Raw genomic sequence first — 14287 nt, 5'->3', positions numbered from 1 at the left:
TTATTCAGCCGCAGCCGAGCGCTGATGCAGTGCACTTGATAACAATGAGCGCAAGGCTGCCGGGCGCAAAGGCTTATGCAGCACGATGACGTTTTCGTCGTCGGCCCGTTTGCGCACTTCTTTGGAGCGATCAGCGGTCAGCAGGATTGCCGGTATGTCACGCTTAAAATTTTCACGTGCAAAGCCGATCATATCCAGCCCGTTCTCATGATCGAGGTGATAATCCGCCACGATAATATCAGGCGCCACCTCGCGCTCAACGCAGAAAACTTTCAAACCGGAGCCGTTGCGCAGCGTCGTCACATTGCAGCCCCAGCCAGTCAAAAGTGTTTCCATACCAGCGAGAATATTGGCGTCATTATCCACACAAAGTACATCAAGCCCTGTCAAACTGGATGCACGTTTTACGCCCTTGCGGTTGACCACTTCCTCGACAGGCACGGACTCGTCACTCACCGGAATGTGCAGCGTGAAAACGCTGCCTCTCCCCGTTGAAGATATGACAGCAAGCGGTAATTCCAGCACTCGCGCAATGCGATCAACGATGGAAAGCCCAAGGCCCAGACCTTCGGCTTCGCGCATGCCTTCATCAAGACGCGTGAATTCGCGAAATACAAGTTTGAGCTTCTGCTTTGGAATGCCTATGCCGGTATCAAGCACTTGCAGTTCCACGAAGTTGCCGCGCCTGCGCACCCCAAAGAGGATGCCGCCCTTGCGGCTATATTTAATCGCATTGGACACCAGATTCTGGATCAAACGACGCAGCATGTTGCGGTCGGTTTTCACAATGATGCTTGAAGGAACCGCACGAAGCTTAAGGCCCTTCTTACGCGCCATGGGCGTGAAATCTGTTGCAATCTGACTGAGCAACTTATCAAGACGAAACACCGAGACTTCAGGCTTCAATGCCCCCGTATCAAGCCGCGATATGTCGAGCACCATTCCGAGAATAGCCTCGACTGACTCCAGCGACGAATCAATATTGCGGGCAAGCTGGCTCGTTTCGGCTCGGCCAAGCTTTTCAGCCAGTGCAGTGCTGTAAAGCCGCGCCGCATTGAGCGGTTGCAGAATGTCGTGTCCTGCCGCCGCCAGAAACCGTGTCTTGCCGAGATTGGCTTCTTCGGCAACGCTCTGCGCCTTGGCCAATCGCTGGTTCACGTCAGTTAGTTCGGCAGTACGGTCAGCAACGCGCTGCTCAAGCATTTCCGCCGCCTTCTGGCGCGTCAAGTCCGCCTCAACCTCAGCAGTGATGTCGGTATAGGTTGCAACAAGCCCGCCATCCGGCATCGGATTGGAATTGATCTCCAGCACCTTACCCGTCGATTTCAGCGTCAATCGCCATGGTTTGCGCAAGGTCGCAAGCGAACGAATGGCAGCATTTTGGGCGTGCGGTGCAAGATCACCGTTGCGGCCCAAATGCTCGACAATTTCAGAGACGGGAATGCCGACCTGCATTACTTCGTCGGGCAGATCAAACAACGCGCGGAACTGCCGATTCCAACAGGTTAGGCGCAAATCCTTGTCTAGCACGGTAATGCCCTGATCCATCTGGTCGAGGGCGATCTGCAACAGATCGCGGTTTTGTTGCAGTGCCACAGAAGCATCGTCCAGCAATTGCCGCGCATCACGCGCGGACGCATCATTACGCTTAAGCAGCAAAGATAAAACCAGCCTCGCCGAGGATGATCCGACCGCCGTTCCCAGCAATTGCTCAGCGTAGCGGATGAGCGGCGTGTCGACGGTCATGCCTGGGTCAAGCCTGCGCTGTTCTCGCCCTTCAAAGCGAATGAAAGCGCGCTCGACACGTTCTGCGCCCAGATAACGTGCCATGGTGGCTTTGAGTTCTGCGACGGTTACAGTCGTCCGAAAACGCTTGAGCGTCGGTGTGCCGATGAAATAGCGTGGCAAAAATATGCTGGCCTGAATACGCTCAAGCGGCGTTGATGCACGCGACAGCGAACCCAGGAGATAAAACAATGTATTGGCAGCCAAACTCCATAACACGCCATGGGTCAGTGGCAGTGCGTCTGTGCCAAAAAGTGCTTCGGGGCGCAACGCCGTAAAGCCAAGAAAGCCGTCGCGCAGGATAGCCGCATCTTCTGGTGCAACCGTTGGCAGAAGCAACGTATATGCCCAGATGAGAAAGCCTGCGGAAAGACCCAGCATCGCGCCGCGTCCATTGGCGTTGCGCCAGAACAGGCCACCGATAAAAGAAGGGACGAACTGCGCAATGGCCGCAAAGGATATGAGACCGATGGATGCAAGGTGAATGTTGTTCGACGCCATGCGGTAATAGACGAATGCCAGCGCCAGAATGCCAATAATCGTCAGCCGCCGCGTATTCAAAATAATCATTGTCAGATCGCGCTGTTCGGTCGGATGGCGGACTGCAAGCCTGCGAATGATCAGCGGCAGAACAAGATGGTTCGAGATCATGATCGAGAGCGCAACGCAGGCAACAATGACCATGGCCGTTGCCGCAGACAATCCACCGAGAAAGGCGATCAATGCCAGCCAGTGCGCACCGGCGGACAAGGGAAGTGCCAGAACGTACAGATCGCCGCTCACCGTGTTGCCGAGCGTCATCACGCCGATCAGCGCAATCGGGAAAACAAAAATATTGATCAGGATCAGATAAAGCGGAAACAGCCAGAAGGCCGTTCGCAGCTCTTTTTCGCTGCGACTTTCAACAACCGTCACATGAAACTGGCGCGGCAGCATGATGATGGCTGCGGCACTCAGCATCGTATGTACGATCCATGTGCCAATAGATGTTTCGTAGTGGAAGGCATCAAGCGCTGCTGGCGATTGCGAAATCTTGTCGATAAGCTCGCCCGGCGAGCCAAACAGAAAAAATGTACAGGCCAATCCTACCGTCAGAAATGCGCAAAGTTTGATGACTGATTCTAGCGCGACAGCCAAAATGAGTCCGTTCTGATGTTCGGTGGCATCGGTATGTCGGGTACCAAACAGGATCGCAAAGACCGCGAGAACCGCAGCCACCGGCAATGAAATATCGCCAAACACAAAGGATGATGGATCAAAGGCCGAGCCATAATGCTCCATCACCAGACCGACACTGCCCGAAACGGCTTTGAGTTGCAGCGCGATATAGGGAATGGAGCCAACGGCAGCAATTGCGGTGGCAAGCGACGCCACGCCAAAGCTTTTGCCATAACGCGCAGCCAGAAAATCGGCGATAGAGGTAATGTGCTCGGCTTTGGCCAGCCGCACGATATGACGCAATAATCGGTTGCCGAGCGTGAAAACCAGAATGGGGCCGATATAGATGCCTAAAAACTCAAGCCCGCGTTGAGCAGACAAGCCAACGGAGCCGAAAAACGTCCACGAGGTGCAATAGACCGCAAGGCTCAGCGCATAGATATAGGGGCGCGGGGCGCTGCTCCAGCGCGCAGCTTGTCTATCGCCAATGCTGGCCACAGCGAACAGCATCAACAGATACAGAAATGCGACGCCTAAAATTCCCCAGCCCTGCATTGCCGGACTATCCTCCCCTACCGTTTACCTCTATTGGGAAAACAGACTAGTATGGCTTATGAATTTGAAGTTCCTAAAAGTGCATGCAACACACATGGTAGGAACTACAAATTCACCACACTAGGGAAGGCAAGCATTTTCATAGACAACGCGCAAGGCCTACTAAATTATCAGATCGTCACTGTTGTGCGCCGTCCGCAGGCTTCTCAGGCTCACTATCAAAGCTTTTTGCAACATCCATGAAGCGGCGCATAAAACGCTCCATATAACCAAGCGATTGCTCGAACTCTGCTTCCGAGGGCAGCTTGGAAGGCGTGGCCGATGCAGCGCCCGATTCAACCGCTGCAAGCTTGTCCTCAAGCTTTTTCACCCTGCCCTGCAAATCAGAAATATCGTTCTCATAAGCTTCGCGGTCTTCGGTCGCCATTTTGCAGATGAGTTGACCCTGCTGCTCGTTGCAAACCGAAAGCGCGCCTGTGCGCGTATCAAGCCGCACATAGCCAGTTTCCGTGCCTTCAAGGCGATAGCGCCCATTGTCCTGCGCATAAGCGCTGCTAAACCCAAGCAATGAAGCGACAGCCAAGGTGCAAATTAACGGCATATTTTTGCCAGACATGGTTCGAACTCCTTCAGAGCATTTTTTAAGCGTCCCACATCATATGGGAGCTATGCAAGAAAAACGAACAAGCCATGCTTTGATTTTCAAATAAATTCGGGATAGAGAGCTGCCATGACCAAAACGACCATTTACAAGATCGCCCCGCGCGATCTCTGGGCGCAGGCAGAAAAGGCTGGCACTTTTACCGGTGCACCAGTTGATATTGCCGATGGCTATATACATTTCTCCACCCATGAACAGGTGCGTGAAACAGCCGCCAAACATTTTGCCGGGCAAACGGATCTGCTGCTTATAAGCGTAGACGCCGCTGTTTTGGGTGATGCGCTCACATATGAAGTCTCGCGTGGCGGTGCGTTGTTTCCGCATCTTTATGCCGCGCTGCCTTTATCGGCAGTGATAAAAGTCGGGCCATTGCCGCTTGATAAAAATGGTCTCCATATCTTCCCGGAGCTGGAAAACAAATGAGCGGGATTTTTGAAACTATCGGCCGACGTGCATTGTTTACGCTCGACGCCGAGCAAGCGCATGGTCTGTCCATCGCCGGACTGAAAACAGGTATCGTCACCTGCAATCGGCCGGATGACCCAGCTCTTAGCGTAAAGATCGCAGGGCTACAGTTTCCCAATCCAGTTGGCATGGCCGCAGGCTATGACAAGAATGCTGAAGTGCCGGATGCGCTTTTGAAGGTAGGTTTTGGCTTTACGGAAGTCGGAACTATCACACCTCGTCCGCAGAGCGGCAATCCGCGCCCACGCATTTTCCGTCTGGTTGATGATCGCGCCGTCATCAACCGCCTCGGCTTCAACAATGAAGGCCATGATGCGGCGTTCAAGCGCCTGTCACAGCGCGCTGGCAAAAGCGGCATCGTCGGCGTCAATATCGGTGCCAATAAGGATGCCGAGGATCGTATCGGCGATTATGTGGCCGGTATTCGCAAATTCTATCAGCTTGCCAGATATTTCACCGTCAATATTTCTTCGCCCAACACGCCGGGCCTGCGCAATCTGCAATCACGCGATGCGCTGCGTGAGCTGCTCTCGCGTGTGCTTGCTGCGCGCGATGAAGAAGGCAAGATGTGCACGCTCAAGCGTCCGGTCTTCCTCAAGATTGCACCTGATCTTTCCGATGACGAACTCGACGATATTGCAACAGAAGCGCTTGAGCAGAAGCTCGACGGTATTATCGTTTCCAACACAACGCTTTCGCGCAATGGCTTGAAAAGTGCTGACAACCGCGAAGAAGCCGGTGGTCTTTCCGGCGTGCCGCTGTTTGAGCGTTCGACGATTATTCTGGCGCGCATGCGTGAGCGCGTCGGTGCCGACATGCCGTTGATCGGCGTCGGCGGTATAGATAGTGCTGAAACCGCTCTGACCAAGATCAAAGCTGGTGCTGATCTTATTCAGCTTTATACCGGCATGATCTATCGCGGTCCGGGCCTTGCCTCAGACATCGTGCGCGGACTTTCAGACGCCGTCAAAACCGCAGGTGTCGCCAGCATTGCTGATCTGCGCGACCGCGACACGAAGGAATGGGCCGCGCGCCGTCTGCCGGCTTAGGTTTTAAAAAACTCTGTTCTGTACCTACGTGGTAGCAACGCCAAAAGCGTGATGCCGCGGATCGACAAGAACAAATTGATCGCCAGCCAAAGCCCGTGATTTCCCATCACGGGCTTTACTGCATAAAGCACCGCCAAAAAGAATATCAGCGAGAAGAACATCATGTTGCGCATATCGCGCGACCATGTTGCGCCGATGTAAACCCCATCCATATGGAATGCGAGTAAGCCGGTCAGTCCGGTTAATGCCGCCCATGGCAGATATTTGATCGCCTCATCGCGCACATCGGAAGCCTTCGACAGAAGGTCGATAATCGCATCACCAAACACCAGCAAAATGAATGCAATCAAGCTGGCCATCACCAGCCCCCAAACAAAAGTGAGCTTCGCACCACGCACGAAAGCCGGGCTATAGCGTGCGCCAACCGAGCGGCCCACGATTTGCTCGACCGCTGCGGCCATTCCATCAAGAAAGAAGCCGCAAATCAGGAAGAAGTTCATCAGAACTGCATTAGCCGCAAGCGTGACCGGCCCAAGTTCAGAACCTGCACGGGTAAAATAAGCAAAGGCTGCCAAAAGCAGGATCGAGCGGATCATGATGTCGCGATTAAGCGCGATCATCCGCACGATGCCCGTCTTATCCAAAATCTGCTTGACATCAGGGTGACGCCCCGTCTGCTTGTGGAAATGCCGCATGACGAGGAAGAGACCGACAATCGCCGCTACTGTTTCACCCGTCACCGTTGCCCATGCAACACCGGCCACACCCCAGCCGAGTTCCAACCCGAGAATAATGCAGAGCACGATATTGATGCCATTGATCAGCACCTGAAGGCTTAGCCCCAAAATGCCCTGTCCGCGTCCAAGCAGCAGGCCAAGCACCGAATAATTAATCAGTGCCACAGGCGCTGAAAGCATACGGATCGATACATAAGTGACCATCGCCTCCTGCGTGGCAGCGGTTGGATGAATGAAATCAGATGCAACTTTTAACGTCAGCGGCAGGGTAATGATCATCAGGATACCGGCTGCAATGGCAATGACGATTGCCCGCCAGAAGATGGCCTGTTCTTCCGCCTTATCGCCAGCGCCCATCGCCTGAGCGACAAGCCCGGTTGTGCCGGAGCGCAGAAAGCTGAACATGGTCAGCAGAAAGTCAAAAACCAGCGCGCCTATGGCTAGGCCGCCAATCAGCTCTGCCTGCCCCATTTGACCGACCACGCCCATATCCACCAACCCCAGCAAAGGTGTGGTGACGGCGGCAAGTGTCATTGGCACGGCGATCATCATCACCATGCGATTGGTCACTTCAAATGGTTTGGAAACAATGCTTTGGTCGTGCAGCATCCGATCCCCGGCTTTCCCAAAATTCAAACAAGATCAGGAGAAGCTCTATGCTGGAATCATTCAAAACGACAGAGAATTCGGCCACCGCATTGTCGCAGCCCTGACAGCCTTATGTCAGGAGCGCGTTCAACAATATTCAGAGGCCCAGCATCATCGCCCAGTAAAGGCGACGTGGATTGTTTTCAGGCGTCGCCCAGGCAAGGCCGTAATGCCCAAACGTTGGGTCAAGCATGTTCTTGCGATGGCCGGGCGATTTCATCCAGGCATCGAAAACGGCTTGCGTGTTGGGCTGGCCGGAAGCCACGTTTTCTGCGGCTGGACCACGAATGCCCGCTTGCTTAAGCCGCGAAACGAACCCATTCCCCCAGCCGACAGAGTGGCCGATCTTGCCATACGCTGCCATGCGCCGCGCCTGATAAAGCGCTGCTTTCTCAAGCTTGCTGTCGGTCGCCATGGAAGACAAACCATTGGATTTGCGGATCTGATTAAACAGCGCCGTTGGATCAACATCAGTGGCGGCTTCTGCAAAGCCTTTCGGCAAAGCTGCGAAAGCGAGAGCCCCACCGGCGAGGATCAAAAATCCGCGCCGGGAGAGAGTAAAACTGTTGTTCTGCTGCATTTTTCCGGCTTCTGAGATACTTGGGGTTGCGCATTATCCCACGCAAAACCGCTTCGCACTTTTGCTGGAAATACTCGAGCTATTTCCGGTAGCTGAGAATTCGGAGCAAAATAAAGGCAGGAATAACGACTGCCGCACCGAGAATGAGATAATCGGCAAAACCTGCAATGGCTGAGAAGCCCATATTCCAGAGGCGCAGCACAAAATCTCGGATGCCATAGAGAATATCATAAGGCGTCCAGTGGAATGCGCTCATCACCACGCCAACCACCAGCGAGATCAGTACAAGCTTTATCAACACGCGTGCGGGCGAGTCTCCAAGAAAACGGTTCACACCATCAGACATGCAAATCTCCTGCATTGGGGTTTCTGCCAAGCTGGCAGATTCACATTAATATGGCGCAAGAAATATGCTCTCGTACGATGCTTCGCAAGTAATCTCCGAAAATCACCGCTGTTTGCGATAATCGCGCGGCGGTTTCTGCTTCTGACGAACAAAGGAGCGGTTCATGCTGCGCGTATCGGTAAAGCCGCTCGCGACGGCCACTTCCAGTAGCGAAAGCCCGGTTTCAGACAGGAGTTCACGCGCCTTCTTGACCCGCAGCTCTTCGCGCACCTCAAATGCCGTGCGGCCTATCGCCATGCGAAAACCGCGCTCCATCTGGCGCACGGAAATACCAAGCCTGTGCGCGACATCAATCATCGGCACCGGCTCTTCCAGCGTTTCCTCGAAAATGCGGATCGCCTTGCGGATCATTGGCGAGCGAACACCATTGAAGCTTAATGCCGGCTGTTCTGAACGCACCAGTTCATAAGGGATCATCAGAATGGACGCGCTTTTACGTGCCAACTCCTCGGAAATTTCATTCTGGATGATCGAAAGGGAAAGTGATGCCGCGCCCAAGCCACCCGCACAGGTATAATGCCGCCCACTGCGATGAAACAGGCTTGTCGTATCGGCAAAATAGCCATCAAAAAGATCGATAAAATCGTCGCGGTGGAACCAGCTTACGCAGCAGTTGCGGTCATCCAGCAAGCCGCCTTCCGCCAACAAAAACGCCGCCGTGCAAAGCCCTACAACTGTCTTGCCGCGCTTGTCTGCCCGTTTGATAAGATCAATCAGCGCCTGTTGACGCGGACGATATTGCGCGAGAATACCACCGACAACCGCCACATAATCGCACTCATCCAGCTCACCAATGGGCGCAGTTGGCTCAATCACCATGCCAGAACTGGACGTGACCGGATCGCCCGACAATGTGCAGATTTTCCACCCGCATCTGATCTGACGACTTTTGTCGCGATCATCTGCTGCAAGGCGGAACGGATCGAGAAACAGGCTGAGTGCCGTCAGCGTAAACCCCGGCAATGCGACAATCCCAACAGACAAGCGACGCACTGGCGCATCTGCTGTGTTTTCCCGAACCTCTTCCTTCCCATTTCTCACCCAAGCAGTCCTCCACCTATTCCCTATTTTATAGAGACCGAACCGGGAAGAACGCAATCACCTGAAATGCTTGGAGAGCTTGAGCTGCTGCGCCTGATAGTTTGATCCAAGATCAAGGCCATAAAGCGCCTTCGGGCGATTCAACATATGCTCATAAACAAGACGACCGACAATCTGCCCATGTTCAAGAATGAACGGGACTTCATGACTGCGCACTTCCAAGACCGCACGACTCCCCGTTCCACCAGCAGCGGTGTGACCAAAACCCGGATCAAAGAAGCCAGCATAATGCACGCGGAACTCACCAACCAGCGGGTCAAAAGGCGTCATTTCGGCAGCAAAAAGCGGCGGCACATGCACCGCTTCGCGCGAAACAAGGATGTAGAATTCATCCGGGTCGAGCACCAGTTCGCGTGAGCCGCGATCATAGATCGGCTCCCAGAAATCCAAAACTTCATGGGCTGCGCGCTTATCCACATCAACAACCGCCGTGTGATGCTTGCCGCGATAACCGATGAGCTTGTTTGCATCTCCCGAAAGATCGACCGAAAGCGCGATGCCGCCGCCGGAAATATTCGGCATTTCCGACGCAACCAGCGTTTCGTTCTTATGAAGGTCGGCAAGTTCCGCTTCGCTCAAATGCGCACGTCCCTGACGGAAACGGATTTGCGACAGGCGCGAGCCGGTGCGGGCAACAATCGGGAAGGTGCGCGGACTGACTTCAAGATAAAGCGGACCATTATAGCCAGCTGGCACCTTGTCGAACTCCTGCGCGCCGTCGGTGATGACCCGCGTAAAAATATCGAGGCGACCGGTCGAGCTTTTCGGATTGGCAGATGCAGACAGTTCCGGTGAAAGCGACAGGCTTTCAAGCAACGGCACGATATAAACGCAGCCGGTTTCAAGCACCGCACCGGCACTCAGGTCGATCTCGTGCAGCTTCAGGCGTTCCAGCTTGTCGATGACAGGGGTTCCCGGACCGGGCATGAAGGATGCGCGCACACGATAGGCTTTCGCACCCAACCGCAGATCAAGGCTTGCAGGCTGAATCTGATCGGCATCAAGCGGACGCTGAGATTTGAGCAAACCGCTTTCAAACAGTGCAGCAATATCCGCATCTGCCAGAATTCCTGCTTCCCTCTGCGTCATGCCACTCAACTCCGTGAATTACTTAAAATAGGTTTAAGACCATTGACCGCTTGAATGCCGCAAGACCAGCATTTTGAGTCTATTTCCCCAGCTTTCACGCGCTGAAAGGGATGTCAAATTGCTTATTTTCCAGCATCTGCGCATCTTCTGGCATTGACGACCCCGCTCAAGAGGCATAAGGAAAAAGTGTTCCGTGGTGATTTGGCCGGCCGGCTTGCAGCCACGTTAAAGAATTCGCTAAAATAAGGCCGCGGTTCGTAACCGGCCTTTTGTGTATTCGCAAGGCCGGTTTTTTATTGGCCGCCGAGGCATGATTGCCCCGGCCGACCAGCTTTCGACAGGTTGGATAAAATGACGAATAAGACTACCCGTAAGTTACGCCCGGCAACTCAGCTCGTTCATGCAGGATCGCTGCGTTCGGGCTTTGCAGAGTTGTCCGAAGCCCTCTATCTGACGCAGGGCTTTCTTTACCCGACGGCAGAAGCCGCTGAAGCACGATTCACAGGCGAAGACCCGGGTTTCATCTATTCGCGTTACGCCAACCCAACCACAGACATGTTTGAAAAGCGGATGTGCGCGCTTGAAGGTGCAGAAGATGCACGCGCCTTCACCTCCGGCATGTCGGCAGTCGCGGCCTCTATTCTTTGTCAGATACAGGCTGGCGAGCACGTCATCTGTGCGCGCGCCGTGTTTGGCTCGTCGCGCTACATTATTGAAACGCTGCTGCCACGCTACGGCGTTGAGTTCTCAATCATCGACGGCTCGAAGATTGAAAACTGGAAAGCAGCTGTTCGTCCGAACACCAAAGTGATGCTGCTCGAAAGCCCGTCGAACCCGACGCTTGAGATTATCGACATTGCGGCTGTCGCAGAGATTGCCAATGAAATCGGCGCAAAGCTGATCGTCGATAACGTATTTGCAACGCCGCTCTACCAGAAGCCGCTGGAACTCGGCGCGCATATCGTCGTCTATTCGACCACCAAACACATTGATGGTCAGGGCCGTTGCCTCGGTGGGATCATCCTCTCCGATCAGGAATGGACTGAAGAAGTGCTACAGCCTTACTTCCGTCATACGGGTCCGGGCATGAGCCCTTTTAATGCATGGATCATGCTCAAAGGCCTCGAAACTCTGGGCGTTCGCGTGCGTCAGCAGACGCAGTCGGCGGCAGCTGTTGCCGATGCGCTTGCTGGTCAGGCAGGTGTGAAGCAGGTCATTTATCCGGGCCGTGCCGATCACCCGCAAGCTGATATCATCGCGAAGCAGATGACCGGTGGCTCTACACTGATTGCGCTGGAACTCGAAGGCGGCAAGGAAGCTGCATTCAAGTTTGAAAATGCATTGCAGGTTTTCAGCATTTCCAACAATTTGGGCGACGCAAAGAGCATCATCACCCATCCGGCAACAACCACACATCAGAGCCTCACCGATGAAGCACGTGCAGAACTCGGCATTTCTGACGGTATGCTGCGTATCTCGGTTGGCCTCGAAGATCAGGATGATCTTGTTGAGGACGTGCTGGAAGCGCTTGCCGCTGCTCGCTGATTGATAGCTCTAGTAGAGCAATTGCCGGAACATTCCGGCAATTGCAGCCACAAATCATTGACCTTACCCGCAACTTTGGCGATAGAAGACAGCGACACGGTATGATTTAAAGGCGGGTGCGTATGTACAGAGCGGTAACGCGGGATATTGAAGTAACGGCGGAACCGTTTTATCTCGAAGACCAGTCCGAGCCAGAAGAAAGCCGCTATGTCTGGGGCTATCGGATCACAATAGCCAATAATTCGTCTGAAAAGGTGCAGTTGCGCTCGCGTTACTGGCAGATCACCGATGGCAATGGCCGCATTGAAGAGGTGCGAGGCGCTGGTGTTATCGGAGAACAGCCCACGCTTAACCCGGGTGATTCCTATCAATATTCTTCAGGTTGTCCACTCGGCACCACATCCGGCGTTATGCTCGGACATTATGAAATGCAAACTTCCGATGGAAATGCATTTCAGGTCGATATTCCGGCTTTCTCACTCGATATTCCCGAAGCGCGCCGCACCTTGAACTGAAAAAGGCGCTATTGATAATAGCGCCTTTCTTTTATTCTATTTTGCAAACTGCGCTGGATCAAACTCATAAGTTTTAGAGCAGAATTCGCAAGTTACAGAGATTTTACCATCCTCGACGCTATCCTGAATTTCCTCTGCTGAGAAATTCATAAATACGCCTTCGATTTTCTCACGTGAACACGCGCAATCATCATCGACCCGTATAGATTCATAAATGCGAACGCCGCGCTCATGAAACAGACGATAAAGCAGACGTTCTGAGCCAACCTGCGGATCAGTCAGTTCCGAACTCTCAATCGTACCAACCAGCGAACGCGCTTCATTCCAGCCATCATCTTCCAGATCGCGGACAATGGTGTTCTCGTCGCCATCGCCACCGGGAAGGTCAGGCACACGCGAACGCCAGTCAGATTCCGGCAGAAACTGGATGATCAACCCACCAGCCCGCCAACGCTCCACCAGCTTGCCATCACTGCCACGCTCGATGAGCTTGGCAACGCTTAATTTCATATCGGTCGGAATCTGTTCCGACTGACGGAAATAGGTGCGTGCAATCTCTTCCAGCGTCGAACCATCCAGCGCAACAATGCCCTGATAGCGCTGCATATGAGATCCCTGATCGACCGTGAAGGCGAGCGTGCCACGACCGAGCAGCTCTTCTGGTCGTATCTTGCCCGAAGACACGGCTTCATTGACGCGGTCCGCATCAAAACGTGCATAGGCACGAACGGAATGCGGGGTACGAAAATCCACGACCAGCATATCAACCGGACCATCAGACTGGGTCTGGAAGATGAACTTGCCTTCAAACTTCAAGGATGTACCTAACAGCACAGTCAAAACCGTTGCTTCCGCGAGAAGTTGGGCAACATGTTCCGGGTAGTTATGGCGTTTCAGAATGGCGTCGATGCTGCCGCCCAGTTGTACTGCGCGACCACGCACGTCGAGCCCTTCCACCTGAAAGGGTACAACGGCATCGTCACCGGCAAGATCCAGGTCTTCCAGTGCAATCTGGATATCCTCGACTTTCTTATGTGCGTGACTGATCTTGTCAGACAATTTATGCTCCCAAGCTGCCTTGCAGACACCAGGCCAGAATGGCTTTCTGGGCATGGAGCCGGTTTTCAGCTTCATCAAAGACGACCGATTGCGGGCCGTCGATCACCTCATTGGTCACTTCTTCGCCGCGATGCGCGGGAAGGCAGTGCATGAAAAGCGCCTCGGGATCAGCTTTAGCCATCAGTCGCTCATTGACCTGATAGGGCATGAAAACATTGTGGCCACGGGCATGACCTTCCTGTCCCATGGAAACCCAAGTGTCGGTGACAATGCAATCTGCACCGTCGACCGCCTTGAGAGGGTCCGCTGTGGACAGGATGGTCGCGCCGTTTGCCTTTGCCCAATCGATGTATTGATGCTTCGGCTCGCTGCCTTCCGGCGTTGCGATATTGACGTTGAAATCAAAACGCGCCGCGGCTTCCACAAGCGAATGAAGAACGTTGTTACCGTCCCCCATCCAGGCAAAGGTCTTGCCTTTGATCGAGCCGCGATGTTCCTCATATGTAAGAACGTCGGCCATGATCTGACAAGGGTGCGTGTCGTCGGTCAGTGCATTAATTACCGGAACGGTCGCATGTTCGGCCAACTCCAGCATGCGATCATGCGATGTTGTACGGATCATGATTGCATCGACGTAACGCGAAAGCACCTTTGCCGTGTCTGCAATTGTCTCACTGCGACCAAGCTGCATTTCCGACCCGGTGAGCATGATCGTTTCGCCGCCAAGCTGGCGCATACCAACATCAAACGACACGCGGGTACGGGTGGACGGCTTTTCGAAAATCATTGCCAGCACCTTGCCAGCAAAAGGTTTTTCGATTTCACCAGCTTTCAGACGCGCCTTGCGAGCCTTGGCATCTTCCATGATGAAACGCAGTTCCGATGACGAAACAGCAGACAAGTCAGTAAAGTGCTTAATACCGTTATTCGCCAT

General features: G+C 53.8%; 13 protein-coding genes and 1 riboswitch. Of the genes, 4 read left to right on the top strand and 9 right to left on the bottom strand.

The features are described 5' to 3' along the window. Both CEV31_RS07340 and CEV31_RS07335 read right to left on the bottom strand, forming a co-directional pair. Positions 1-3498 carry a PAS domain-containing hybrid sensor histidine kinase/response regulator gene (locus CEV31_RS07340; RefSeq protein WP_094506354.1) on the bottom strand — a complete coding sequence of 1166 codons (3498 nt, stop codon included), beginning with the start codon at positions 3496-3498 and terminating at the stop codon, positions 1-3. Between the two features lie 178 nt (positions 3499-3676). Then, positions 3677-4114: a hypothetical protein gene (locus CEV31_RS07335; protein ID WP_210190896.1), complete on the bottom strand. Its 438-nt coding sequence runs from the start codon at positions 4112-4114 to the stop codon at positions 3677-3679. Between the two features lie 114 nt (positions 4115-4228). Here CEV31_RS07335 and CEV31_RS07330 point away from each other — a divergent pair, with 114 nt between their 5' ends. Beyond that, on the top strand, positions 4229-4582 hold the full coding sequence (locus CEV31_RS07330) for a DUF952 domain-containing protein (protein ID WP_094506353.1): 354 nt from the start codon (positions 4229-4231) through the stop codon (positions 4580-4582). Continuing rightward, positions 4579-5673, top strand: a complete 1095-nt coding sequence (locus CEV31_RS07325; protein ID WP_094506352.1) for a quinone-dependent dihydroorotate dehydrogenase — start codon at positions 4579-4581, stop codon at positions 5671-5673. Before CEV31_RS07330 ends, CEV31_RS07325 begins: the two co-directional genes overlap by 4 nt. Here the strand turns inward: CEV31_RS07325 and CEV31_RS07320 are convergent. The 5 genes from CEV31_RS07320 to CEV31_RS07300 all read right to left on the bottom strand — a co-directional run bounded on the left by CEV31_RS07320 (position 5670) and on the right by CEV31_RS07300 (position 10234). Next, complete coding sequence (locus tag CEV31_RS07320) at positions 5670-7019, bottom strand: MATE family efflux transporter (RefSeq protein ID WP_094506351.1); 1350 nt, start codon at positions 7017-7019, stop codon at positions 5670-5672. The genes CEV31_RS07325 and CEV31_RS07320 overlap by 4 nt on opposite strands. 136 nt (positions 7020-7155) lie before the next feature. Continuing rightward, entirely contained in the window at positions 7156-7638 is a 483-nt protein-coding gene (locus CEV31_RS07315) for a CAP domain-containing protein (protein ID WP_094506350.1), read from the bottom strand. Positions 7639-7717: 79 nt separating this feature from the next. Further along, positions 7718-7984 (bottom strand): DUF6460 domain-containing protein, encoded by a 267-nt coding sequence (locus CEV31_RS07310; protein ID WP_094506571.1) that lies wholly within the window; start codon positions 7982-7984, stop codon positions 7718-7720. 102 nt (positions 7985-8086) lie between these two features. Further along, the gene (locus tag CEV31_RS07305; RefSeq protein ID WP_094506349.1) at positions 8087-9085 is read right to left on the bottom strand and encodes a GlxA family transcriptional regulator; all 999 of its coding nucleotides are present in this window, start codon (positions 9083-9085) and stop codon (positions 8087-8089) included. 57 nt (positions 9086-9142) lie between these two features. After that, positions 9143-10234, bottom strand: a complete 1092-nt coding sequence (locus CEV31_RS07300; protein WP_094506348.1) for a 2'-deoxycytidine 5'-triphosphate deaminase — start codon at positions 10232-10234, stop codon at positions 9143-9145. A 183-nt stretch (positions 10235-10417) separates the two neighbouring features. Further along, a riboswitch (SAM riboswitch) is annotated at positions 10418-10498 on the top strand. Between the two features lie 87 nt (positions 10499-10585). Here CEV31_RS07300 and CEV31_RS07295 point away from each other — a divergent pair. Together CEV31_RS07295 and apaG are read left to right on the top strand one after the other, a co-directional pair. Next, entirely contained in the window at positions 10586-11779 is a 1194-nt protein-coding gene (locus CEV31_RS07295) for an O-succinylhomoserine sulfhydrylase (protein WP_094506347.1), read from the top strand. Between the two features lie 122 nt (positions 11780-11901). After that, complete coding sequence (gene apaG, locus CEV31_RS07290) at positions 11902-12294, top strand: Co2+/Mg2+ efflux protein ApaG (RefSeq protein ID WP_094506346.1); 393 nt, start codon at positions 11902-11904, stop codon at positions 12292-12294. A 36-nt stretch (positions 12295-12330) separates the two neighbouring features. Here the strand turns inward: apaG and CEV31_RS07285 are convergent, their stop codons facing one another. Continuing rightward, positions 12331-13353, bottom strand: coding sequence for an Hsp33 family molecular chaperone (locus CEV31_RS07285; RefSeq protein ID WP_094506345.1), 1023 nt, complete (start codon positions 13351-13353; stop codon positions 12331-12333). Position 13354: 1 nt separating this feature from the next. Continuing rightward, positions 13355-14287 carry an ornithine carbamoyltransferase gene (gene argF, locus CEV31_RS07280; RefSeq protein ID WP_094506344.1) on the bottom strand — a complete coding sequence of 311 codons (933 nt, stop codon included), beginning with the start codon at positions 14285-14287 and terminating at the stop codon, positions 13355-13357.

Origin of the sequence: Brucella thiophenivorans (assembly GCF_002252445.1) — a bacterium.
GTDB classification, from domain to species: domain Bacteria; phylum Pseudomonadota; class Alphaproteobacteria; order Rhizobiales; family Rhizobiaceae; genus Brucella; species Brucella thiophenivorans.
The sequence above is the reverse complement of the archived record's forward strand: the minus strand, read 5'-3'. Positions and strand labels throughout refer to the sequence as shown.

Excerpts from the sequence above, each read along its gene's own strand:
- CEV31_RS07340 (WP_094506354.1), bottom strand. The coding sequence starts at position 3,498 with ATGCAGGGCTGGGGAATTTTAGGCGTCGCATTTCTGTATCTGTTGATG.
- CEV31_RS07335 (WP_210190896.1), bottom strand. The coding sequence starts at position 4,114 with ATGTCTGGCAAAAATATGCCGTTAATTTGCACCTTGGCTGTCGCTTCA.
- CEV31_RS07330 (WP_094506353.1), top strand. The coding sequence starts at position 4,229 with ATGACCAAAACGACCATTTACAAGATCGCCCCGCGCGATCTCTGGGCG.
- CEV31_RS07325 (WP_094506352.1), top strand. The coding sequence starts at position 4,579 with ATGAGCGGGATTTTTGAAACTATCGGCCGACGTGCATTGTTTACGCTC.
- CEV31_RS07320 (WP_094506351.1), bottom strand. The coding sequence starts at position 7,019 with ATGCTGCACGACCAAAGCATTGTTTCCAAACCATTTGAAGTGACCAAT.
- CEV31_RS07315 (WP_094506350.1), bottom strand. The coding sequence starts at position 7,638 with ATGCAGCAGAACAACAGTTTTACTCTCTCCCGGCGCGGATTTTTGATC.
- CEV31_RS07310 (WP_094506571.1), bottom strand. The coding sequence starts at position 7,984 with ATGTCTGATGGTGTGAACCGTTTTCTTGGAGACTCGCCCGCACGCGTG.
- CEV31_RS07300 (WP_094506348.1), bottom strand. The coding sequence starts at position 10,234 with ATGACGCAGAGGGAAGCAGGAATTCTGGCAGATGCGGATATTGCTGCA.
- CEV31_RS07295 (WP_094506347.1), top strand. The coding sequence starts at position 10,586 with ATGACGAATAAGACTACCCGTAAGTTACGCCCGGCAACTCAGCTCGTT.
- apaG (WP_094506346.1), top strand. The coding sequence starts at position 11,902 with ATGTACAGAGCGGTAACGCGGGATATTGAAGTAACGGCGGAACCGTTT.
- argF (WP_094506344.1), bottom strand. The coding sequence starts at position 14,287 with ATGGCGAATAACGGTATTAAGCACTTTACTGACTTGTCTGCTGTTTCG.